We start from the raw sequence: 23,208 nt of genomic DNA on the forward strand, positions 1-23,208 counted from the left end.
CGCGCGTTGAGCCCCGTCCATTCAAGGAGAGGCGCCGGCGATGTCGCCCCAGCTCAAACTGATCGCGCTCGACGCCGACGATCTCGCCGTGATCTCGACCCATGTCCAGGACGCCCGTGTCCAGGCTTCCGACATCATCTGGCGGCAGAGCGAGAAGCGGCTTGTGGTCGGAATGAGCCGGCTGGACTGGGAGCAGACATTGGAGGGCGAGACCTCGCCGCGCCGGCTGGTCGCCGCGCTGCGTTTCGACCGTGTGCTCGCCTGCAAGTCGCGCAACATCGACCTCGCCGCGCCGGACAAGGTCCTGGATCTCGTCGGCATTGAATTTCATCCCCAGGACGGCCGCGCCGAGGAGCCCGGCGGCAGCGCCCTGCTGTTGTTCGCCCAGGGCGGCGCCATCCGCCTGGACGTCGAGTGCCTGGAATGCGAGCTGACCGACCTCGGGGCCGACACGCTGGGCACGGCAGTCGAGGGGGAGGGGTGAAGCCGCCGTATACCAGCCCGAATGGGCTTGGGCCCTGTCCGGAACGGCACCTGCCGAGGGTTGACGCAGCTTCCCCGCCGCGCCATTGAGCAGGGGACCTGGTGCGACCCTCCGCCCCTCAAGACCAGCAGAAGCCAAGCGAAACATGCCCGTTCGCCTCGACCGCAGCAGCGCCGATTTCGACCAGCGATTCGCCGCCTTCCTTGCCGCCAAGCGCGAGGCTTCGGCCGACGTCGAGGCCGCCGCGCGCGCGATCGTCGACGACGTGGCCAAGCGCGGCGATGCCGCCCTGCTCGAGGCGACGGCCAAGTTCGACCGCTTGACACTGGATGCATCCTCCTTGCGCGTTTCCGCCGCTGAGATCGAGGCCGCCGTGAAGGCCTGCGAGCCTGCGACGCTGGATGCGCTCAAGCTCGCGCGCGACCGCATCGAGACCTATCACCGTCGCCAGCTGCCAAAGGACGAGCGCTTCACCGATCCGCTCGGCGTCGAGCTCGGCTGGCGCTACACCGCGATCGAATCCGCCGGCCTCTACGTCCCCGGCGGCACGGCCGCCTATCCGTCATCGGTGCTGATGAACGCGGTCCCGGCAAAAGTCGCCGGCGTTTCGCGCCTCGTGATGGTGGTGCCCTCGCCGGACGGCAAGCTCAACCCGCTGGTCCTGGCGGCCGCCCATCTCGGCGGCGTCACCGAGATCTACCGTGTCGGTGGCGCGCAGGCCGTCGCCGCGCTCGCGCATGGCACCGCGACCATCGCGCCTGTCGCCAAGATCGTCGGCCCGGGCAATGCCTATGTCGCTGCCGCCAAGCGGCTGGTGTTCGGCAAGGTCGGCATCGACATGATCGCCGGCCCCTCCGAGGTGCTCGTCATTGCCGACGACACCGGCAACGCCGACTGGATCGCCGCCGACCTGCTGGCGCAGGCCGAGCACGATGCCAGCGCGCAGTCGATCCTGATCACGGACTCGGCGCGCCTCGCCGCCGACGTCGAAAAGGCGGTGGAGGCGCAGCTGAAGACGCTGCCGCGCGCCGCGATCGCAAGCAGCTCCTGGGCCGATTTCGGTGCCGTCATCATGGTGAAGAACCTGGGCGAGGCCATCCCGCTCGCGGACGCCATCGCGGCCGAGCATCTCGAGGTCATGACCGTCGATCCCGACGCACTCGCTGCGAAGATCCGCAATGCCGGTGCGGTGTTCCTCGGGCCGCATACGCCCGAGGCGATCGGCGATTATGTCGGCGGCTCTAATCACGTGCTGCCGACGGCGCGCTCCGCGCGGTTTTCCTCCGGCCTCTCGGTGCACGACTTCATGAAGCGCACCTCGATCCTGAAATGCGGACCCGACCAATTGCGTGCGCTGGGGCCCGCCGCGATGACGCTCGGCAAGGCGGAGGGGCTGGACGCGCATTCGCGCTCGATCGGATTGCGCCTCAATCTGTCATGACAAAGCCGCCCGAACAGGACGACTCGACCAATCGCATCGTCGGCGTCTCGCTCGACGAGGATTCGATCGGCCGTTCCGGGCCCGACATCGAGCACGAGCGGGCGATCGCGATCTACGATCTGATCGAGCAGAACTTGTTCGCGCCCGAGGGTGCGGAGGGAAAGGGCCCGTTCACGCTGCACATCGGCATCACCGGCAACCGGCTGATGTTCGACATCCGCCGCGAGGACGGCACGCCGGTCGTCGCGCATCTATTGTCGCTGACGCCGTTCCGGCGGATCGTGAAAGACTATTTCATGATCTGCGACAGCTATTACCAGGCGATCCGCACCGCGACCCCCGATAAGATCGAGGCCATCGACATGGGCCGCCGCGGCATCCACGACGAGGGATCGCGCACGCTCCAGGAGCGGCTGAAAGGCAAGGTGCGGGTCGACTTCGAGACCTCGCGCCGGCTGTTCACGCTCATTACTGTCCTCCATTGGAAGGGCTGAGCGCGCATGATCCCGAAAAGTGGGAACCGGTTTTCGGATCGGATCATGCGCAAAAACAAAAGAGCGTAAGCGATGGCTGCGCCCCCACGCGCACGCGATCCGCAATCGGTGCTGTTCGCCTGTGCGATGAACAGCGTGCGCTCGCCGATGGCCGAGAGCCTGTTGCAGCACATGTTTCCGCAAGGCCTCTACGTGAAGTCAGCCGGCACCAGGAAGGGCGAGCTCGATCCCTTTGCCGTCGCCGTGATGGGCGAGCTCGGCCAGGACATCTCCGGCCACAAGCCGCAGACCTTCGAGGAGCTGGAGGATTGGGAGGGACTGAATTTCGACCTCATCATCACGCTCTCGCCCGAGGCACATCACAAGGCGCTGGAGCTGACGCGAACGCTCGCCGCCGAGGTCGAATACTGGCCGACGCAGGATCCCACCACCATCGAAGGCAGCCGCGACCAGAAGTTAGCTGCCTATCGCGAGGTCTGCGATCAGCTCCTGATGCGCATCCGGCGGCGCTTCGCCAAGGTTGGCGCGGCGAGCGGGTAGCATCAACCGCACGTAACACCGGCGTCACAGAGAGCAGGCACAGCCGTGGCGGATACCTCGAATCACCAAACTCCGGTTCCCGGGTTGTGAAACCGGCCCCCTTCCGATAGGTTCCGCGCGCAATTCACCCCTGCCTCATCCCCCAAATCACCTGATGCTTGGCCGCCCCAAATTCGTACTTGCCTCCGGTTCGCCGCGTCGGCTGTCGCTGCTCAACCAGGCCGGCATCGAGCCGGATACGCTCCGGCCGGCCGACGTCGACGAGACGCCGAGGCGGGGCGAGCTGCCGCGCGCCTGCGCCAACCGGCTGGCCAGGGCCAAGGCCGATGCGGCGCTGAAGTCGGTGCAGCTCGATGACGAGCTGCGCGGCGCCTTCATCCTCGCCGCTGACACGGTGGTGGCAGTCGGCCGCCGCATCCTGCCGAAGGCGAACCTCGTCGACGAGGCCGCGCAGTGCCTGCGTCTCCTCTCCGGCCGCAACCACCGCGTCTACACCGCGATCTGCCTGGTCACGCCGCGCGAGGCGTTCCGCCAGCGTCTGGTCGAAACCCGCGTGCGCTTCAAGCGCCTGTCCGAGGACGACATCCAGGCCTATATCGGCTCGGGCGAATGGCGCGGCAAAGCCGGCGGCTACGCCGTGCAGGGCATCGCCGGATCCTTCGTGGTCAAGATGGTCGGGTCCTACACCAATGTCGTCGGCCTGCCGCTCTATGAGACCACGACGCTGCTCGGCGGCGAGGGCTTTCCGATCCGCTTCGGCTGGCTCAATACCACCGCCGTGTGAGCCCCAGGGCCGCGCCGACAAAAAAACTCGAAAACAACCCCATGCACAGTAGAATGGCCTCGCCGGGTCCCCGTCGCGGCGCATGTGCGGCTGCATCAGGAACCCGTTTCCTGGCAGGCGCTTGAACCCCATTCCCCCGTGTAAGCTGCCGACACCCATGGACGACAAGGTCAACAAGCCCACCGGGCCGCTCAAAACCTGCCCGATCTGCGGCAAGCCGCAGGCGCAGGCCACCCGTCCGTTCTGCTCCTCGCGCTGTCGCGACGTCGATCTGAACCGCTGGCTGAAGGGCTCCTACGTCATCCCCGGCCGCGATGACGAAACGGACGACGTCGAATAATCAAGCTATATCAAAGCGTTAATGGCCGCGCTGAGGCGCCAAGCACCAGCCGCTGCAACCCCGCCCCACCTTGTGCACAGAAGGGCCGCGCCCGGCGCAGCCTCTTGGCGAAGCCGGGTGGACAGGCCGCTCTCGGCCCACTATAAACCGCCCGCTCGATGGGCTTTGGCCCCTCTCTTGGAGCACGCCCAGGTAGCTCAGTTGGTAGAGCATGCGACTGAAAATCGCAGTGTCGGTGGTTCGATTCCGCCCCTGGGCACCACGGCTCTTCTAAGAGCCTGATATCCAAAGCAGCAATATCAACGGCTTATCCGCTCCTCAGCGAGAGGCGCGCCAATTGGCAGTTGCCGCGCATGATCGATGGATCAAGCAGTACGGTGATAATCCGAGCCAACAGACGAGATGGGACGTCAGGCTGGGCGATTGGTTGTTTGGGTCCCGGGAGGTGCATCGTTGATCGAGCCAGGGTCGCGGCTACCGCGAGCTGGCTGAGCCAATGACCTGGAGCTCCTCAATAGACGTCCTTACCCGAGAGCGTTACAGCGGTCCGGATCATGATGCGAATGTCCAGCCAAATGCTCCAATTGGTAACGTACCAGACGTCGTACTCGACGCGCTTCTTCATCAGGTCGATGGTCGGTGTCTCGCCGCGGAAGCCGTTGACCTGAGCCCAGCCGGTGAGACCGGGTTTGACGTGACGACGACGAGCATAGTCACCGATCATCTGGTCGTAATAATTGTCATGTGCGAGAGCGTGCGGCCGCGGACCCACCAGCGACATTTCTCCGCGCAGCACGTTCCACAGCTGGGGTAGCTCGTCGATGCTGGTCTTGCGCAAGATCCGCCCGATCCTGGTGACCCGCGCATCGTGCTTGCTTGCCTGCTTGACCTCGGAGCCATTCTCCGAGACCGTCATGCTGCGGAACTTCCAGATGTCGAACAGCTCGCCGTTGAAGCCACGGCGTGTCTGACGGAAAATAATGCTGCCCGGCGAATCGAGCTTGACCAGAAGCGCCGTCATGATCAGCAAAGGCGCGAGGAACAGAAGACCGACCGAGGCAAGACTAATATCGACGGCGCGCTTCACGGCCCGCTCTGTGACCGACAGAGGCGCTCGCTGGATTTCGATCGCGACGGATTCGCCGATGGGTGCGAATGGTCGCGATACGAGGTCGGCGATCTCGGAATCCGGCAGCAGGCGCACCGGCTTCGGCACCTGACGCAGACATTGGCTGATGTGTTGAAACAGCGGCAGGTCGGTCCAATTGAAGGCCAGAAGGAATTCGTCGGCGCCTGCCGCGCTCGAGCTTCGAATGATCGTCGCCAGCTCGCGCTCCATGGCTGCGTCGTCGGACTTCAGCGCGGCGTCCAGCACGAAGTGACGCACTACCTGAAAGCCGTTCCTGCGCAAATCCTTGAAGCGCGTTGAAGTAAAGTCGAGCGGCTCGCCGCTGATCAGCACGACTCTTCGTTTGACAGAGTGCCTGCGCGCGAAAGACGAATTCAGTGCGAGGCGCCAGATCACGCGATGGCTGCCCAAGCCGACGAGGCCGACCACCGCAAACACAACGATGGTGATGCGGGACAGCTCGGCCGTCGATTTGAGCAGGAAAGCAGAAAATACCAGAATCGCGAGTGACAGAAGCCACACGGAGGAGGCCACGCGCAATTGCCAGCTCGAATTGACGAGATTGTGTCGGTCGTAACAGCCTCTGAAAAATGCGATCGCAACGAATGCCGTTGCCACGAGAAGCGCGACGCCGAACGAAACATCTCGCTCGGCCAGTGCTGGCAAGAACTTGCGGTGAATCAGGTTTGCGATGGCATAACTGAGCAGGATGAGCAGAAAGTCGCCGGCCATGATGACCAGCTGAAACGGTCTCTGCAGCGCGATGCCGCGCCTCGTCAACATCGAGGATGAGTGCTTCGAACTGTAAGTAGTTAACGACATAAAAGGCTTCATCCCAAAAACTGTATGCGGCAATGCACTTACGAAAGAAGGGTGGCTTCCGAAGCTGGCGACAATTCAACGACAAAGCGTACGAGCATGAACCGTGAGAGAAGGTCGGTGCCTATCGCGGCGCCAAGGTCCTCAGGCACGGCGATGCTCCAGCTGTCGTGCGCTGCGCGCCCGCTACGGAGGCAGGAAGCGGAGCCTCGGCCAGGGGAGGAGGCGGATCTGCGACGAACTGTGCGGTGCTGCCCGAAAAGAAGTAGAGCGTGGACCAGTCCGCGGAGAGTTCGACCCAGTTGCTGTTGCCAGCTCCTCGATTGTTGGCGCCGCTGTGCGGCGAGTCCGAGGAACGCCACCAGTCGGCCCCCACGTTGGCGACTACCTTCATCCCGGGGTCCGTTGTCTTCATGTCGATCTGGACGTAAACAGAATCGACAGCTCCGGCGGCGAAGCTGCCGCGTCTCTCAAGCCATATCAGGTCGTTGCGGCCGGGTGGAGGGCCGTCGACAAGGGTGCCTCCATTCGTTTGAACCTCGACCTTCATTGGGAGCGCAGCGTTCTTGGGAACCATTGCGTCAAAATGGCCTCCGACGATCTCGTTCTCCGTCTGATCCTGTACCAGGATCCACTCCTTCGTGGCGCGGAGGCGCACATAGGTCTTTCCGTTGGCGACGAGGATCTTGCCGTTCTTGTCCGGTGTGGCCGCGCCAAATTTTGGAAATATCGACGCTATTCCCGTGACGGCAGTGAAGTCGGAGGGAGGTTCGCCGTTCTCGGGCTTGGAGGCGCCGTTGCACCAGGACGATGTCTTCGGGACGCCGGCTGGATATGCCTGGCTGTATCCGATGCTGTTCTGTTCGATGACGCTTGAGGCGAGACTCACGGACGTGATGGCGTCCGGTCTCCCACTCGCCGCATCGGCACTCCTCGTAGAGATCGCGATAATTCCAATCAGGCCGAGTGGCAGCAGCCAAGCCGAGACGGATTGCTCGAGGACATGAATCAAACGCGCGGCAGCAGCAGAAGTCGGCGAGCGGAACGGGACGAAATGGCGGGTGTCAGACATAGGACGCCCCATAACCAGTTGAACGTCTCCATCCTAGGAGTCGGAGGAGCTGCAGACTTGACGGTCGTCAAGAATGAACCTGCGACTTAAGAATCGTGCAACCGAATCGGAACGGCCAGAACATTCTGTGTCGCGACGGCTGAATAGTCCGCCTCTCCCCGACAGCCATAGGACCAGCCGCCTGTTGCTACGGCCAGCCGGTTTGTCGTCGAAGCCCTACGTTCTCGGACACGACGACGTCAGCAACTGCGCCTATTCGCTCGTCCGAGGCCGTCGATATAGCGGTGAGCGGAATATGATCAGCCAGGTTTGCGGCTTGGCACACTGCTCCATCGGATTCGGGCGAGTGCTCCCAGCGTCAGGGCGAAAGCCAAAAGGCAGTCGCTCGACAACGTATGGACCGTCGTGGCTGGCTCGCCGAGCATGGAGCGTGAACTGGAGTTGATCGAGGGCTGCCGGGTCTCTTCCGCTGGAGAGGACCGCTCGGTTCCGTTCGCGGCAGTATGCTTCTCTCTGGAGGTGGAGACAGTTTCACCTTGTCCGTTCTGGATGAGATTTTCCCCGTGCCGCGCAGGCGTCGAGGGGAGCGCGGGCGGCAGCTCTCTCACCAGATCGCGCAGTGGCGGAGCTGGGTTCGCGCGGAAACTATCAGTGCTCATGGAATAGAATCCGATCGTCTTCCACTCGGTCGAAAGCTCGATCCAATTGCTGCCACCGATGCCTGGATTATTGCTGTGGTCGTGGAGATAGGGCGCCCGGGCGTCGCGCCACCAGTCGGCGCCAACCATAGCCACGAGACGCAGGTTCGGATCGGTAACCCTCATCTCCATCTGAACGTAGACAGCATCCGCCGCGCCGGGCGGGTAAGTTCCGCGCTCCTTGTACCAGAAATGATTATTGTAGCCGGCAGGGGGTACTTCAAAGGCGATCGTCGCGCCGGCCAGCGGGGTGGCTTTCATGGGAATGGCAACATTGCCGACGAAGTCCGAGACGAAATGTCCCCCGGTCAGCTGCGTTTTCGACTGGTCCTGGACCAACGTCCATTCGCCGGCCTGTTTGATGCGAACGTAGGTCTTGGCGTTGGCGACCTCGACCGTCGCGCCGGGATTTGAATAGGGTGGTTCCCCCACCTTCGGATAGACCTGTCCCCAGCCTTCGACCGCGGTGAAATCCGCGGGCGGCGACCAAAGCCCGCCGTCATTCCAGCCCTGATACCAATTGTAACTCGGAGGCACGCCTGCGGGAAAGCCTTCACTATTCCCGGGAGTGTTCTGCCTGATGAGCTCGGAAAGTGAGAAGTCCATCGACCGTACTTCTCGCTCACGCGCTGGACGGGTCGGGTGCCGGCCATTTTGGGGACGTAAACCGGCCTGCATAGGAAAAGAACAGCGTCATCGAGGTGAAATTGTCGATGAGGTTTTCGGATAGAAAGTAGATGAGAAGCACGGTGTACATCGTCTTCGCCGCCCGATCCTTCAGCGAAAAGACGATGCTGAAGACGAAGACGACGAAGACCAGGAAGTTCAGAAGTCCGTACTCCGCCAGGACGCGCAGGTAGTCATTGTGGGGCGGTAGCGGCAAGACCGTCAGGATGCCGGTCTGACTCGCGCCATATCCGAACAATATTCCGCCGAGTCCCAGCGACGAATATATCTGCCAGATGTTGGTCCAGTGGGTGATGCGGAAGAACGCGGACATGTCCGTCGACCCGGTCAATTCGATCAGCTGCTTCGTCGTCATCCGGGCGACAGTGCTGGGGTCGAGGCTCCAGATGAGTGCGATGGCATTCAAGCCGGTTATCAGCCGATCGAGGGCGCCAGCGGCGTAGGCGACAACGCTGGCGCACGCCAGCAAGATGAGCGCTACGAAGACTTGTGGCCGCAAGGGAAAGAAGGACCAGAGGCCGATCGAGACGATGGTTGCCAGGGCGGGCCCAACGCGGTTCATGACGGCGGCGTTTATGAACTGGCCGATTAAGACCCTGTTTCCGAACCAGGGAGAAAGGGCAAAGAACAAGGCCGAGAAGTACAGCGCCGCCGTATTCGTGTTCGGGAAGTAGGAGAATACGTCGGGATATTCGATACCGGTGTAGACCTGCGTCTGGCCGACGGCCTTGAACAGGAGCGGCAATGCCGCAAGCACGTAGACGCAACGCTTTTCGGCTGGCTGCATCGGCTCGGCCATACCTCGCCCGGCGACGTAGAATGAATAGATCGAGATGAGCTTCAATCCATCGGATAGCTCGAAGGCGCCGAAATTCGTGAGGTAACTCGCGCCCGTAAAGATGCAGGCGAGCGCCAACAGGAGGGTGTAAAAGTAGCTTCTCTCGTTCGTGATCAGGACGTGGCGGGCAGACCACAGGATCAGAAGCAGGCTGGTCGAGTTGCTGAGGACGTTGAATATCGTCGATCCGGTGAAATGATAGAGAAAGGTCAGGAAGTTCAGGAGCACGAGGCCAAAGCAGGTCACCACGAAGAAGCGGCCCTGCATGGTCATAGAACCGGAAGCGAGGTGCGGTGCTCCCTCTCTTCCCAGAGCTAGATCGTTCACGGCAGGCGTACTCCGCGGTTATGAGCTTTCGGTTCCGCGGCGCAGCTCCTCCACGGGAGCGACCCGCTGGGGCCCGACCTGTCGGCAAGATGTCGGGAATTGCCAAGTGTGAGTTGACGGCCGTCAATACCTGCCCGGACGCTTCGTTGGACGCTGAGGTGCCAAAAAAAGCAGTGGAGTCGGCCGTGGAACGTGACACGAGCAGTTCATTCGCCAGAGCGTTCGGTCTGTTATGGCGGCGGCAATGGGTGATTTATCTGTGCCTATTGCTGACGTCCGGCGCGGCCTTTCTTTACTACGCGGCAGTTGGAGACCGCTACGAGGCATATGCCCTGCTTCGTGCCGGGCAAGGGATCAAGGAACGGTCTTCCGGCAACGCGGTAGGCTCGCCGTTCGGGGAGGGCGTCGATCTCCAAAGTCGGATGGAATCGCTGTCGCGTATCGCCAAGATCGATCTGGTCATCCTGGAGGCGGCGAAGAACGTCGGCTACGAGAGACTATCGTCCAATTCAAATCCCACGCTTCTGGCCAAATTCATGGCATGGGGACGGGAGATCGACCTTCGGGACATGTTCACCAAGGAGTCCGAGGAAACGAAGGTGCGGGCGAAGCACGTCGACGAGACCGAAGAAGATATCGAGCGCAACCAGGAGGGCATTCTCAGCTTGAGAGATCGCGTGACCGCGAAGCAGGAGGGGCGCTCCGATCTGCTGAGGATCACGTTCCGCCACAGGGATCCGGTGATCGCCGCGAGCTATCTGAACGAGCTGGCGAGCACGTTGGTCGCCGTACAAAGCCTCGACGTTCAGATGCCGGGTGCGCAGGAGTTCTTCCAGCAACAAACCAAGCGGCTGGAGGAGGAGGCCGAGATTGCAGCCGCAGATCTGAAGCGCTTCTCTGTCGAGGCCTCCATCTATGCCGTCGATGAACAACGGCAGCTGCTGCTCAGGCGTGCCAGCGATCTGTCGGCGCTGATCGCCACGACGCGTGGAGCGATCGAGGACAAGAAGGGACAGAAGCTGTCGGTCGCCGATCAATTGGCGATACTGCGGCCTGTCGCGCAGAACAAGGCTGTGAGTCGCATGGTCACCACGCTCGGAGGCCAAGATGGCCGCAAGAGCCTTGATCCGATCGCGAAGCCGCCGGAGCAGTTTGAGGAGCAGCCGCCATTGCTCCTGATCAAGGTCTATCAGGACAACATGGCAACGTTGATGAAGCTGAATGCCGAACTCAACGGTCAGATGGAGCTCCTGCATCAGCTCGGCACCGAGCTCGAGAAGGTCAACAAGGAGCTGGCATCGCTCTCTGCGAAAGAGGCGGAATACGGCAGGTTGAAGCGGGTTCTGTCGACCGCCTCGGCGGCCGCTGCACAATATGCAACGCGCATTCTCGAAGAGCAGATCAGCTCAGAGGTCGCCAAGAAGAGCCAGCTTTCCAGCCTCAGAGTGGTGCAGAAGGCGGTAACGCCGACAGCGCCTGTCTTCCCGCAAGTCTCGCAGCTGGTCGCATTGGCCCTCGCCGGCGGAGTTCTGCTCGGCTTGGGCGGCATCTTCGGTCCCGAGCTTGCCAAAAGCACCATGCATCATCCAGTGCCGAGGTCGGCCACCGGCATTGAGGAGCACGATCAGATCAAGAACCTGCTGATCGCTGCTCAAAGGGGGGATGGGGTGAAGGAGCTGCATTCTGCCGGACGGGCCGACTACGGGGAAAACAGCGTCGGGCTTGGCGCACGATCACCCAGAATGCCTCCCTTGAAGGGATGAATACAGTGATGCCACGCGAGTGCTGCCATGTGAGGCGTCGGTAACCGTCGCCGGCACCAAGGGTGAGCCCGACATGAAGATATTCAGCATTTGTTGCGTTCGAGACGAGAATGACATCGTCGGAGAGACGCTGAAAGCGGCTCTCGATTGGAGCGATCGGATCTTCGTCTTCGACAATGGAAGTGTCGATGGCACCTGGGAGACGCTTCAGGATCTCGCGAATTGCCATCCCAGGATCGAGCTTGTCGGTCATGACGATCGGACGTTTACCGATGAGCTCCGGGGAGAGATATTCGAAACGCGTCGGCACGTGGCGTCACCGGGAGACTGGTGGTGCAGACTCGATTCTGATGAATTCTTTATCGATGATCCGGTGCAGTTCCTTGGGAACGTACCCCAAAGCTACGGATTCGTTCTTTCGGCGACGATGAACTTCTACTTCACCGATGTCGATTTGAAGAACTACGAAGAGAATCCGGCGGAATGGCTTGCCCGCCCGGTGCAAGAGCGGCTCAGGTACTATCAGAACAATTGGAGCGAACCGCGCTTCGTTCGCCATCGGGCTGATCTGCGTTGGGGAGGGCTGATCTGGCCTCACAATCGCGGGCGAACATTTCCATCACGGATACGCTTGAAGCATTTCCCATACCGCTCGCCGGCGCAGATATCCAAGCGACTGGCGATACGTCAGCAGCAGCCGGGTCTGTTCAAGCACGAGGCGAACCGGGCACTTGCGAAGGGTTTGCAGTCTGAATGGATGGACAAGGGTCCGATGCCCCTGCATGAGCTGGCTTCCTGGCGCGATCGCGTGAGGGAGGCCGCCGAATGTGACGTCGATCGAGGCGATGGGAATTTCCTCGTGCGCGATGACCTGATGCCTCCGCTTCCATCGCCGGCCTTGGACCTGGTGAAGGTTGGCCTGCGGCGGACTCAGGCGGGGAGAGCAATTGTGTCATCGCTCCTGAGATGGCGTCAAAGCCAATTCGGCTGGCGGTGAGTCGTTTGCCTGCCCGTCCGCAATATCGACGGCCTCACCGAAGCTGGACTGAAATTGACAGGAGCAAAGACATGATGGTGAAAGACAGACTGAAATCGTTCGTGAGGTCCGCAGGATACGAAATTCGCCGTCATCATCCGAATTTGGCGGAGTTCCTGCAATCGCGTTCCGTGAACCTTGTTCTGGACGTCGGCGCGAACGAGGGCCAGTTTGTACAAGATCTCAGATTGCAGGGATATACTGGGAGGATCGTCTCCTTCGAGCCGGTGCTTGATGTGTTCAAAAGGCTCGAAAAAAGGTGCGAGGCCGACCAGAAATGGGACTGCCGAAATATCGCATTGGGCGATGTCAACGGCATCATCCAGATCAATGTCAGCAAGAACACGGCCATGAGTTCGATAGTCAACCAGACTGAGATCGGTCGGAACAGCATCTACGAATCCGAGGTCGTTCGCATCGACGAGGTCCAGATCGCCACGCTGGATTCGATATTCGAGGAGTTTGCCGGCGAGCGCGTTTTCATGAAGGTCGATACGCAGGGATTTGAGCAGAGCGTCCTGCGCGGGGGTGCAAACTCGCTTCATAGCCTGCTTGGTGTTCAACTCGAATTGCCGCTGATCCATCTTTACGAGGATACCTGGAAATTCGATGAGGCACTCCGCTTCATGCGAGAGGCGGGCTTTACGCTGAGTCAGTTGCGTCCGGTCACCTACTACTCCCAGGATCCAGCGTCACTGCTCGAGGTGGATTGCCTGTTTAGGCGGACCGATTACGCCGATGGTCTCAGCTACCACTAATTGCCGAACATTTCTGCGGTCGCTCTGGATCTGCAATCAGGCGCCCACTCGGCGAGAATAGCCGCTCGAGATCGGAAAACCGAACAGCAACCAATAGCGCCACAGTGATATGATGAGCGCCGTCAGCAGGATTGCTGCTCCGGCGCCATGGAGTCCGGCGAGCGGCAGCAGCGCCAATTGTGCCAGCACGAGAACGCCCACGTAGGTCAGGTTTGTGACCGTCACGAGGCGGTCGAGATGCGCCGTAAACAGGGCCAGGGCGCCGAAATCAGCCATATAGCGAACGGCCAGTCCGGCGACGATCAGCCAGAATGCCGACCATTGCGCGACGAGCGTGGGAGCCACCCACGGCTGAAGCACCTGGAAAGCAATTCCAATCGCCGCGCTGAGTGCTGCAGTCGCGAGTGCGGTTGTCTGCAGGAAGCGCCAGGCCAGCTGGCGGTGCGCGGAGGGGCCGCTGGTCCGATATGCGCTGATCAGCGATGGGCGCTGCTTTTGTTGAAGGACCAGAGCCAGGAAGGTGGTTGCGGAACTGCCGACCGTCCAGAACAGAAAGTAGATGCCGGCGACCTTCAAACCCAGGAACAGTGTGATCAGGTAACGATCAATATACTGGCTCGTGATGAAGCCGAGGTCGCTCAACAGCATGAGGAAGGACTTCCGGATGGCTTCGGTGATCACGGACAGCCTGAATGGCTGAGAGAAGGATGCCAGCCATGGCCATGACCGGCTGAGGAAAGCGAACAGCCCCACCGAAGCCATGCATCCGATCAGCCAGAAGCCGAACAGATACGGAAGCGATCTGAAGCTGGGGTCCCAGATCGCGAGCGGAACATAGATGAGGATCCAGGCTGCGCCGCGGATGAAGCCGATGGCGTTTGCCCAGACGTGGTGCTGCAGGCTGGAGAGCAGGTAGAAGATGTCGTTGCCGACATGTTCGAACATGATCACGGCGACGATGAGAATCCAGAGAGGCGGAGTGCCGAGGAGGATGGTCACCAGCGTGGCTGTCGTCAGAAGAACCGAGTACGCAAACGTCACGAAATACCAGTAGTGGCGCATGCTATCGATCATTTCGCTCGGGGAGGCCGTTACGGCGTCGCGCATCAGCAGGTGGTTCATACCAAGATTGACCACGATCGGAACGGCTGCGATCGCGCCGGCAGCGAGGCCATAGAGACCCAGCGACGACAGGTCGAGATAGCGGGCAATGAACAGGGTAAGGCCGAATTTGCAGCCCATGACGCTCGCCCGCATGGCCATGACCATGAGATCGACGAGAAGGTGGCTGGGGAAGGCGGGCAGGGCCGGTGTGCTCATGATGCAGGCAGTGAGTTAGGCATAACAGGCCACCATCGCTTGATCTCGCGTCCGGTCCGCTTGATCGGAGAACCTGACTCTCGGCGCAGCCTATGGGTGCCAGAGTCGGGCGAATTGAGAGGTATCAATAACGGATCAAGCGGACGAACTGCGGCCGACCGCGCGCTTGCTGTCGGGCTCGTGTGCGCGGAAGACGCACCACAACCCGTGCCGTCGTCGTCAAGCCAATTGTTCCGAGGTGCCGCGCCTCGAACGACGCAGGCGAGCGGCCAGAGACGGCGGACAAAGGCTGACGGCAACGAAGCGAAGGATGGCTTGCAGGCTCACGCCCTGGAGATCCCGGCGAAAGTGCCAAGCCATGCTCAACATGTCGAGCATGCCTGCGCCGCTCCTGCGAAAGTCTGTCAGCGTGATCAGCCCTCGACGCGCGAAGCAACGCCAAGCCTTGAGCTGGATGCTCTTGCGAAGCTGCGTGTCTTGAACATAAGTCTCCGCAGTATGCGCGATCAAATCAGCGACCTTGCGTCCGTCGCGCAGAAGCCGCTCCACTCCCAATCGCGCCGTCTCCGAATCGTCATGATAGGTGTAGGTCGCGCAGGCCTCGTTGACGAGACCGGCTTTGCCGAGGAGCAGCAGCGGTGCCCATGCGGCGACGTCGGCGGTGTGCGGCAGATCGAGCGGAATGCCGCCGCGTTCGCGCAGAAGGGCCGTGCGCATCACGACGCCGCACATATTGACGGTGATCTGGTCGGTAAGGAACTCATTCAGGATTGCAGTGCCGTCCCGAACGCCGGTGGCGAGAGTCCGACTGGCGCGCGGGGGACGCGTTTGACCGAGTGAAGCCGCGTGTAAATTGCTTAAGGTTACGACAATCGGAAGTTGCGGGTGCTGGTCAATAAGCGCCACGCACCGCTCGAGCAGCGCCGGCGAAATCCTGTCGTCATCGGATACGAAGATGATGTAGTCGCCTCGCGCATTCGCAAGACACGCATTCCAGTTCGGGAGCAGGCCGATATTGGTTTCCTGGGTGATGACGCGCAATCGTGCGTCGCTGAACTGGTCCAGGATCTGCGCCGTATCGTCTGGCGAAGCGTTGTTCGAGACGAGAACCTCGAAATGAGGGTAGGTCTGCGCCAGGGCGGATGCGATGCATCCCTTGAGAAGCGCGGCCCGGTTGTAGGTAGGAATTGCGATCGTGACGTAAGGGCGGGCCGTCTCGGCCGGAAATGCGGTGCTCACGGCCCCGCTCGCATAAGGTGTGGCTAAATACTCCGCGATTTGTCCCGAATGTGTCATGGATTTCGATTGTCACCTTATCGTCGCGGCAATCGCCATGGAGAGGCTCGCCCCCGGCATCATCTGAACTGAGACCAGCCCCTCCGAGTTGACGGCTATCAATTCCGCTGGGTAGCTCGTAGAGCGGCACCTGCTGGCTGCAGGGCATTCCTCCCGGGCGGTCCCAATGCAAAACGCGGGGACGCAAATCTGCGCCCCCGCGTCTACTTACAGCCTACGCCGGAAAACTAGTGTTGGGCAGGCAACGAGAGCGTCTGCGTGAGCAAGGCGTTTGTATCGGTTGTGAGCGGCCCATTCGTCACCGCGGAGGTCGTTATTCCGTCGGTCGCGGCAAACTGATTCATCAGCGCGACCGCCTGACTTGTGCTGCTCAGCAGAGACGCCGAGGTGGAGCTCGACGGCTTTGCAACCAGGGAGACATTGTCATAGAGAGCGCCGAGCCCATCACTGCCTTGGCCCGCAACCTCGCGGAATGTCAGGCGGTCCTGTCCGCCTGTTCCGGTCACCGTGAAATCATAGTTCTTCCAGTCGCCGTCGGGCGGAACCACGCCAACGACCGAGCCATTCCACAGGACTTCGATCGAACAGGTCGAGCTGGAGAACCCCGGCCGCGAGCGCGCATCGAAGGAGAGATCGTATTGCTGACCGGCGACGGTCTTCACATCCTGATAGAGTCCATCACGGGCTCCCATATAATCCAGTTCGCCGAAGTTGCCGCCGTCAGTTGCTTTCACGCCGTTCAGATTGTTCCAGAGCTCTACGGCTCCACCGCTGATGGCGTGCCAGCCTGGAATGTTATCGAAGGCCGCCCAGCGGCCGCTTTCGAGCGGCGTCGACTCGAACGATCCGTTCACGAGCAGATTGGCCTGTCCCGTCCCCGGAGATGGCGTGGCTGGCGGCGCTGTCGCGGCGGTGAGCTCGATATTGTCATAGAGAGCACCCAAGCCGTCGCCACCTTGACTGGAAACCTCGCGGAAAGTCAGGCGATCGTTGCCGCCGGTGCCCACGACCTTGAAATCGTAAGTGTCCCAAGCGGCGCCCGGCGGAACAGCCGCGATGACGGAGCCATTCCACAGCACCTCGATCGAACAGGTCGTGTCGCTGAAGCCAGGTCGCGAACGTGCATCGAAAGACAATTGGTAAACCTGTCCCGCGACGGTCTTTACGTCCTGGTAGAATCCATCTCGGCTGCCGAGATAATCCAGCTCGCCAAAATTGCCACCGTCGCTCGCCCTGACTCCATTGACATTATTCCAGAGTTCGATCGTGCCGCCAGAGATCGCGGTCCAACCCGAAACCGACTGGTAAGCTCCCCAGCGTCCGTCAGCCAAGGCCGTCGCCTCGAACGACCCGTTCACCAGCAAATTCGTTCCATTTGCCGGTGGCGAGCTGACAGGCCCGCTGACAGTCACATTCAAGCCGGCAGATCTCGCGCTGACGTTGCCTGCGGCGTCGGTGGCCATGGCAGTGAAGGCGTGGCTCCCTGCGGCCAACTGTGCCGTTGTCAAACTCCAGGCGCCGCCCGCGCCAGCTTTGGTCGTGCCGATCACGGTCGTCCCCTCAAGGACTCTAACCGTGCTGCCGGCTTCCGCTGTACCACTCAGCGTCAACCGTCCGGCGTTGATCGTGCTAGCCGCGACGGTACCATTCTCCGGTGTGAATGCCGTGATCTTGGGGGCTGCCGGCGCAAGCGTGTCTACGCGCGCGCTGAGGGAAGCCGATTTTTGACTGACGTTGCCTGCAGCATCTGTGGCGGTCGCGTTGAAGGTATGGCTCCCGTCTGCCAATTGGGCTGTGGTCAGACTCCAAGTGCCATTCGCACCGGCCTTGGCCGTACCAATGACGGTTGTACCCTCGAATACCTTGACCGTGCTGCCCGCTTCTGCCGTGCCGCTCAACGTCAGTTGCTTGGCGTTGGTGATTTGGTCGCCGGCGGTACCAGTATCCGGCGTGACTGCCACGATCTTGGGCGATGCCGGCGCCAACGTATCGGAAGGCTCGACCGGAGGTGTTTGAGGCGATCCAAGCAGCGGCGGAGGCAGGTTTGCCTGGAAGGCCGCAGTGCTCATGGAATAGTAACCGATGGTCTTCCACTGGGTCGAAAGCTCGACCCAGTTGCTACCTCCGACACCTGGATTGTTGCTGTGGTCGGCAAGATACGGAGCGGTCGAGCTACGCCACCAATCCACCCCGACCATGCCCACCAGCTTCGCGTTGGGATCGGTCGTCCTCATGTCCATCTGGACGTAAACCCCGTCGACCGTGCCAGCCGTGTAGGTCCCACGTGCTGTTTGCCAGAAATGATCGTTGTAGCCGGCTGGAGGCGCATCAAAGCTCACCGCCCCGCTTTGCAGGCTAGTCACCGTCATCGGGTAACCTGAATTGCCGGTGAAATCTGTGACGAAGTGCCCGCCTGCGATTCCAAGTTTGGACTGGTCCTGGACGAGCAGCCACTGACCGGTCTCCTTGATATGCACGTAGGTCTTTGCGTTCGCGAGCTCGATGTCCGCATTCGGAGATGCGGGAGCCCCTTGCTCGGTATAGACCTGTCCCCAGCCTTCGACCGCGGTGAAGCCGGCAGGCGGAGTCAGCTGACCATCCGGATTCCAACCCTTGTACCAATTGTAGCTTTGCGGAACACCGGCAGGATATCCCTCGCTCTGCCCAAGCGTGTTCTGTTTGATCAGCTCTGCTAATGAAATCCCCATTTCACCTTTCCAGTTGTTCGAATGTGAGTCTGTGAGGCAGCACTCAAGGCTGAGCACGACGATGCGAGGCCAGAAGGTGTGATCGACATCACACCGTTCGCGCCAACCAATCGCTGCTTCTGCTGATACTCGACAGTAGAGAACCGGCCGAACGCCCCGCGGCCACCGTCTTATGTTACCGAAATCGGGCTTACCGAATCACGTTGAGCCTTTCCCGAAAGCATGAACCAAGCCGGTGTGAAGTTCAATCGACCCCTTGCAACGAACTCTTGGTGGTTTTTGTGATTGCATTCAATTTGAGCAGGCGGCTGTCAGAGCAACGTCCCGCGAATGCAACCTGCTGCATTTGCGAATTCACGCTCGCAACAGAATCTGTCATGAATGTGATTGCTTTGTTGCGGAATGGGGTGGCTGTGAGGCATTCCCCGATCATCACTGTTCGACAATGACGTTCGCCTCTTGAAGCGGCACGAGCGGCGTGATCGTCACTCTTGCTATCGCGAGGAAATACCGGCTGTTTTTGTCTTTCGCGTGCCGCAGGGTGGTTGCCTATCGAGCGCATTGCGTCGAATTGTCCCGCCTCAGTAAGACGCATGCCGCTTCTGGCATTTGAGCGTTGCGCATCGGCCTTGTTGGCGAGTGCGGTAGTTGCAATCCGTGCGACGAAAGTCTCCGCATCTCATGCTGCTGCACCGTTGACTTTTGGGCATCGTCAACTCGATTGGATGGTTCGAGCCAAGCGAGACGAACGGCGTCTCTTCTTTGTTTCGCCGAAAGTGTTCGAGCCGGAAGGCATCAACGTGGTCGGCTTTCGCGCGCCAACGGGAATATCATCGCGGAACGATGCGGCTTTTCGCCCGCGCAGATCGTGCTTCGCTGGTAGCGCGAAAACGACACGATCGCGATACCGAAATCGGCAAACGCGGACCGCATGGCCGAGAACATCGACCTGTTCGACTTTGAGTTGACCAGCGAGGATCACGACGTCATTTCGCGGCTCGATCGGCCTAAGGAGCGGCCCGGGGTCCTGCGGTCTATGGGGAACGCGTGTGATGATGCGGCTTGAGGCCCGACCGACGTCGCTCTGCCGAGTTGACAGTCATCAACTTGGTCGTGCCGCAGCGATCTACCGTCCAAACTGCGCCATCCGAAAATGCGCCTGCGCCTGCGCATGCTTCGGTGAGGAACCTAGGACAGGAGATCCCCATGAAGGTTGTTATTCTCGCCGGTGGCTACGGTACGAGATTGAGCGAGCACACTTCGGTGGTACCGAAGCCGCTGGTTGAAATCGGTGGTCGTCCGATCCTGTGGCATATCATGAAGCTGTATTCCCATTACGGCCTCAACGAGTTCGTCATCTGCTGTGGCTACAAGGGCACGGTGATCAAGGACTATTTCATGAGCTACCTGTCTCACCAGGGAGACTTCACGCTCGATCTTCAGCGCAACCGCATCGAAATGCATAGAAACGGATCGGAGCCCTGGCAGGTGACGCTTGTCGATACGGGGGAGAAGACGATGACCGGGGGACGCGTCAAGCGCGTGCGCGAGTATCTCGGGAATTCGACCTTCTGCATGACATACGGCGATGGCGTCAGCGACGTCGACATACGCGCGTTGATCAAGTTCCACCATCAACAGGGCGCGCTGGCGACGGTCACCGCGGTCCAGTTGCCGGGCCGCTTTGGCGCGATCAATCTCTCGTCCGACCGTCCCCGCGCGGCCGGCTTTCGCGAGAAGGACGCGAGCGATGGCCAGGTCATCAACGGAGGCTTCTTCGTCATCGAGCCTCAGGCCCTCGATCTCATCGACGGCGACAGCACGAGCTGGGAAAACGAACCACTTGCCCGTCTGACCGAGCAGGACCAACTCGCCGTCTACAGGCACCGTGGCTATTGGCAGAACATGGACACCTTGCGCGACAAGGCCATTCTGCAGGATCTCTGGGACAGCGGAGATCCACCCTGGTGCGTCTGGAACAAGGCCGGTGCCGCGAATGCAGGCGCCAACCTACCGCACCCCGCAATTCCCGATCGGGCAACCCTTTGAGGAGATGAATCCGATGCGCGTTCTCTTCACCGGAGCTGACGGATATATCGGGGCGGTGCTCGGCCCGAGATTGCTTGAGCGCGGCTATGATGCAATCGGGATCGATACCGGCCTCTACCGCCGCGGCTGGTTGTTCGATGACGGCAGGACACGCCCCATGGTCATGTCGCGCGATACGCGGCAGCTGTCAGTGTCTGATTTGGAAGGCTTTGACGCTGTCGTTCATCTTGCGGAGCTCTCCAATGATCCGCTGGGAGAGAATGACCCTGCAATTACGATGGAGATCAACCATCGTGGGTCCGTCGGATTTGCCCGCAAGTGCAAGGAGGCAGGAATCGGACGATTCATCTACGCGTCCTCCTGCAGCATCTACGGCGCCGCCGGCAGCGAGGTGAAATCCGAGACGTCTTCCTGCGAACCTCAGACGGCCTATGCGCGATGCAAAGTGCTCGTCGAGCGCGATCTCGTCGAGCTGACCGACTCCCGGTTCACGCCCGTGTTTCTGCGCAACGCCACCGCGTTCGGAGCGTCTCCCCGACAGCGCTTCGATCTGGTCCTGAACAACCTTGCAGGGTGGGCGTTCACGACGGGAAAGATCCGCGTCATGAGCGACGGTACCCCTTGCCGCCCGTTGGTTCACATCGAAGACATCTGTCAGGCCATCCTGTGCGCTCTGGAGGCGCCCCGCGAGGCGGTTTGCGCTGAGGCGTTCAATGTCGGCGACGAAAGTCAGAACTACACGGTGCGAGAAATCGCGGAGATCGTGAACGACACTTTCACCGGTTGCGATCTTTCGTTCGGCCCGAGTGGTCCTGACAATCGCAGCTATCGGGTCTCCTTTGCGAAGATCAAGGCGCACATGCCGAATTTCCGCTGCCAGTGGAATGCGCAGCGCGGCGCGAGTCAATTGAAGGGGGTGTTCAAGCGCATCCAATTGGACGAAGCGACCTTCAATGCCGCGCCGTTTACGCGTCTTTCCGAACTTCGGCACCTGCAGCACACCGAGCAGTTGGATCCCCATCTGCGGTGGACGCCGATCCCCGAGATGCTCCCGGCGATTGCGCGCACTTAGTATCTTCTGCGGCGGAAAGCTTCACGCATTTGTCTGCCGACGCCGATGGACTCGTATCGAGGCCATTGGCGCGGCAACGTGCCGCAACAGTTGGAAACGATTTATTGTAATCTGTTGACTTTTCCCCAACTATTCCTAATATTGTTGCAACGCGGCAATTCCTGGTTGAAAGGAGGGGGGCGTGTCGCCTGAAGGGGGATTCCCAAGCAGACGTGCCGATCAAAGTGTTCTGTCGTTTTTTTCCGTTCAAACTGCGACGTTGTGAGAGTCCCGGGTAAGAGTACGGGATTGCTCGGAGATTGAGCAGTGCCTGCAATTCTAATTGTTGATGGGCATAGTGTTTATCGCAGCGGCCTCCGTGATGTGATTGAGGCCCGCCTCAAGAAGTCTCGCGTCTTAGACGCGCCGCAACTCGCGAATTTCGAGCTGCAGACAAATATAGATTTGATCCTGATTGATCAGGATTGCCTGAATCAGCATTCGCTTGAGGTTCTGTCCGAGATTGTCGACTTGAGGCCGGCTACTCGCATTGCGGTGATGTCGGCTTCGAGCAGGCGCGCGGACGTGCTGAAATGCCTTTCGGCTGGGTTTCACGGGTTTTTGCCCAAGCTTCAGTCGGATGAGGAATTGCTGTCCGCGATCGGCGATCTGTTGACCGGGCGCATCTATGTTCCGCGGTGGCTGGCCGATGACGACGTCAGCCGGCCGGAGCCACCTCAGGCCGTCAACCTCAAATTGGAATCTCTGCGATTGACGCGCCGGCAGAACGAAATCCTTCCATTGCTGGCTCAGGGAATGTCGAACAAGGAGATTGCGCGCGAGCTGAGCATCGCGGAGGGGACCAGCAAGATCCATACGGCGGCGCTCCTGCGCGCGCTTTCTGCTCGCAATCGGACCGAGGCAGCCTTCATGGCCGCCAAGCTTGTCGGGCCCAGGGACAGGTTGGCCAGCAGAATGAAAAGCAAGAGATTCCTGATCGACCAGGATAAGAGCGCAAGCCCCGACATGGTCGTCGGCGACCGACGGGCGCAGCCAATGGATCGATTTGTCCTTCGAAGACCGGCCGGGTGACCGCTGAATTTTCTCGCGCCGTCACAGCCGAGCCGGCCTCGCAGGAGACAAAGCCGGTACCGAAGCACGTAGCCAAGCCGCTGGATCAGGGCAGCTTGTTCTGAGGCGCGCCCCACCCTCGGTGTCATTCCCCGCGAAGGCCGGGACCCAATACTCCCCAGGAAGAAGATTGGCGAAGACTCGTGGTTCGGTACTCGAGAACTGTGGTCGCCTTGATGTAATTCCGGACTCTATTCCTGGTGACGGTGGAGCTCGCTCAAGCGACGTCGACCGCGCTATGATCTTGCATCTTGTGGGTTGGCAGCTTTGTGAGGTGAGAGCCTCGTCGAAGCGAGGGCGACTGGCGACGACGTCTGCTGGTCGCCGAAAGACGAGATGCCGCTCGATGTCGTCCGGAACGATCTTGCCCGACGGTCTCCACGAGGTACATCACGGCTGACCCGATCAAGGTTTCTCAACGCCATTCGCAGCTGTTGCGGCGC

Annotated in this window: 20 protein-coding genes and 1 tRNA gene; 13 read left to right on the plus strand and 8 right to left on the minus strand. The window is 60.7% G+C overall.

Annotated elements, in window-relative coordinates:
- Positions 1-40: 40 nt before the first annotated feature.
- The 7 genes from HZZ16_RS28565 to HZZ16_RS28595 all read left to right on the plus strand — a co-directional run bounded on the left by HZZ16_RS28565 (position 41) and on the right by HZZ16_RS28595 (position 4,345).
- The gene (locus HZZ16_RS28565; RefSeq protein ID WP_197953157.1) at positions 41-484 is read left to right on the plus strand and encodes a DUF2948 family protein; all 444 of its coding nucleotides are present in this window, start codon (positions 41-43) and stop codon (positions 482-484) included.
- Positions 485-629: 145 nt separating this feature from the next.
- The gene (gene hisD / locus HZZ16_RS28570) at positions 630-1,925 is read left to right on the plus strand and encodes a histidinol dehydrogenase (protein ID WP_197953158.1); all 1,296 of its coding nucleotides are present in this window, start codon (positions 630-632) and stop codon (positions 1,923-1,925) included.
- Positions 1,922-2,419, plus strand: a complete 498-nt coding sequence (locus tag HZZ16_RS28575) for a UPF0262 family protein (RefSeq protein WP_035706518.1) — start codon at positions 1,922-1,924, stop codon at positions 2,417-2,419. Before hisD ends, HZZ16_RS28575 begins: the two co-directional genes overlap by 4 nt.
- Positions 2,420-2,491: 72 nt before the next feature.
- Entirely contained in the window at positions 2,492-2,959 is a 468-nt protein-coding gene (locus tag HZZ16_RS28580; RefSeq protein WP_197953159.1) for an arsenate-mycothiol transferase ArsC, read from the plus strand.
- A 154-nt stretch (positions 2,960-3,113) separates the two neighbouring features.
- Positions 3,114-3,743, plus strand: a complete 630-nt coding sequence (locus HZZ16_RS28585) for a Maf-like protein (protein WP_197953160.1) — start codon at positions 3,114-3,116, stop codon at positions 3,741-3,743.
- A 157-nt stretch (positions 3,744-3,900) separates the two neighbouring features.
- Positions 3,901-4,083, plus strand: a complete 183-nt coding sequence (gene yacG, locus HZZ16_RS28590; RefSeq protein ID WP_197953161.1) for a DNA gyrase inhibitor YacG — start codon at positions 3,901-3,903, stop codon at positions 4,081-4,083.
- Between the two features lie 186 nt (positions 4,084-4,269).
- Positions 4,270-4,345, plus strand: a tRNA-Phe gene (locus HZZ16_RS28595).
- A 249-nt stretch (positions 4,346-4,594) separates the two neighbouring features.
- Here the strand turns inward: HZZ16_RS28595 and HZZ16_RS28600 are convergent.
- The 4 genes from HZZ16_RS28600 to HZZ16_RS28615 all read right to left on the minus strand — a co-directional run bounded on the left by HZZ16_RS28600 (position 4,595) and on the right by HZZ16_RS28615 (position 9,653).
- Positions 4,595-5,944 carry an undecaprenyl-phosphate glucose phosphotransferase gene (locus HZZ16_RS28600; protein WP_246510488.1) on the minus strand — a complete coding sequence of 450 codons (1,350 nt, stop codon included), beginning with the start codon at positions 5,942-5,944 and terminating at the stop codon, positions 4,595-4,597.
- Positions 5,945-6,155: 211 nt separating this feature from the next.
- Positions 6,156-7,103 carry a hypothetical protein gene (locus tag HZZ16_RS28605; RefSeq protein ID WP_197953162.1) on the minus strand — a complete coding sequence of 316 codons (948 nt, stop codon included), beginning with the start codon at positions 7,101-7,103 and terminating at the stop codon, positions 6,156-6,158.
- Positions 7,104-7,402: 299 nt separating this feature from the next.
- The gene (locus HZZ16_RS28610) at positions 7,403-8,407 is read right to left on the minus strand and encodes a hypothetical protein (RefSeq protein WP_197953163.1); all 1,005 of its coding nucleotides are present in this window, start codon (positions 8,405-8,407) and stop codon (positions 7,403-7,405) included.
- A 16-nt stretch (positions 8,408-8,423) separates the two neighbouring features.
- Positions 8,424-9,653 carry an O-antigen ligase family protein gene (locus tag HZZ16_RS28615; RefSeq protein WP_197953164.1) on the minus strand — a complete coding sequence of 410 codons (1,230 nt, stop codon included), beginning with the start codon at positions 9,651-9,653 and terminating at the stop codon, positions 8,424-8,426.
- Between the two features lie 185 nt (positions 9,654-9,838).
- Between HZZ16_RS28615 and HZZ16_RS28620 the strand changes: the two genes are divergently transcribed.
- The 3 genes from HZZ16_RS28620 to HZZ16_RS28630 all read left to right on the plus strand — a co-directional run bounded on the left by HZZ16_RS28620 (position 9,839) and on the right by HZZ16_RS28630 (position 13,210).
- Complete coding sequence (locus HZZ16_RS28620) at positions 9,839-11,416, plus strand: GumC domain-containing protein (protein ID WP_197953165.1); 1,578 nt, start codon at positions 9,839-9,841, stop codon at positions 11,414-11,416.
- A gap of 73 nt (positions 11,417-11,489) precedes the next feature.
- Positions 11,490-12,413, plus strand: a complete 924-nt coding sequence (locus HZZ16_RS28625) for a glycosyltransferase family 2 protein (protein WP_197953166.1) — start codon at positions 11,490-11,492, stop codon at positions 12,411-12,413.
- A gap of 71 nt (positions 12,414-12,484) precedes the next feature.
- Positions 12,485-13,210 carry an FkbM family methyltransferase gene (locus HZZ16_RS28630; protein WP_197953167.1) on the plus strand — a complete coding sequence of 242 codons (726 nt, stop codon included), beginning with the start codon at positions 12,485-12,487 and terminating at the stop codon, positions 13,208-13,210.
- A gap of 36 nt (positions 13,211-13,246) precedes the next feature.
- Here HZZ16_RS28630 and HZZ16_RS28635 read toward each other — a convergent pair whose 3' ends face one another.
- From HZZ16_RS28635 to HZZ16_RS28650, 4 genes are all read right to left on the minus strand, one after another.
- Positions 13,247-14,530: an MATE family efflux transporter gene (locus HZZ16_RS28635; protein ID WP_197953168.1), complete on the minus strand. Its 1,284-nt coding sequence runs from the start codon at positions 14,528-14,530 to the stop codon at positions 13,247-13,249.
- A gap of 219 nt (positions 14,531-14,749) precedes the next feature.
- Positions 14,750-15,769, minus strand: a complete 1,020-nt coding sequence (locus HZZ16_RS28640) for a glycosyltransferase family 2 protein (RefSeq protein ID WP_311974244.1) — start codon at positions 15,767-15,769, stop codon at positions 14,750-14,752.
- Between the two features lie 284 nt (positions 15,770-16,053).
- Positions 16,054-18,534 (minus strand): Ig-like domain-containing protein, encoded by a 2,481-nt coding sequence (locus HZZ16_RS28645; protein WP_197953170.1) that lies wholly within the window; start codon positions 18,532-18,534, stop codon positions 16,054-16,056.
- 244 nt (positions 18,535-18,778) lie between these two features.
- The gene (locus tag HZZ16_RS28650) at positions 18,779-19,129 is read right to left on the minus strand and encodes a hypothetical protein (protein WP_197953171.1); all 351 of its coding nucleotides are present in this window, start codon (positions 19,127-19,129) and stop codon (positions 18,779-18,781) included.
- A 611-nt stretch (positions 19,130-19,740) separates the two neighbouring features.
- Between HZZ16_RS28650 and rfbF the strand changes: the two genes are divergently transcribed.
- The 3 genes from rfbF to HZZ16_RS38190 all read left to right on the plus strand — a co-directional run bounded on the left by rfbF (position 19,741) and on the right by HZZ16_RS38190 (position 22,726).
- Positions 19,741-20,583, plus strand: coding sequence for a glucose-1-phosphate cytidylyltransferase (gene rfbF / locus HZZ16_RS28655; protein WP_197953172.1), 843 nt, complete (start codon positions 19,741-19,743; stop codon positions 20,581-20,583).
- Positions 20,531-21,655 carry an NAD-dependent epimerase/dehydratase family protein gene (locus tag HZZ16_RS28660; protein WP_246510490.1) on the plus strand — a complete coding sequence of 375 codons (1,125 nt, stop codon included), beginning with the start codon at positions 20,531-20,533 and terminating at the stop codon, positions 21,653-21,655. Before rfbF ends, HZZ16_RS28660 begins: the two co-directional genes overlap by 53 nt.
- Positions 21,656-21,961: 306 nt before the next feature.
- Complete coding sequence (locus HZZ16_RS38190) at positions 21,962-22,726, plus strand: LuxR C-terminal-related transcriptional regulator (RefSeq protein WP_197953173.1); 765 nt, start codon at positions 21,962-21,964, stop codon at positions 22,724-22,726.
- The last annotated feature ends 482 nt before the right edge of the window (positions 22,727-23,208 follow it).

This window comes from Bradyrhizobium glycinis, from assembly GCF_016031655.1.
Taxonomy (GTDB): domain Bacteria; phylum Pseudomonadota; class Alphaproteobacteria; order Rhizobiales; family Xanthobacteraceae; genus Bradyrhizobium; species Bradyrhizobium glycinis.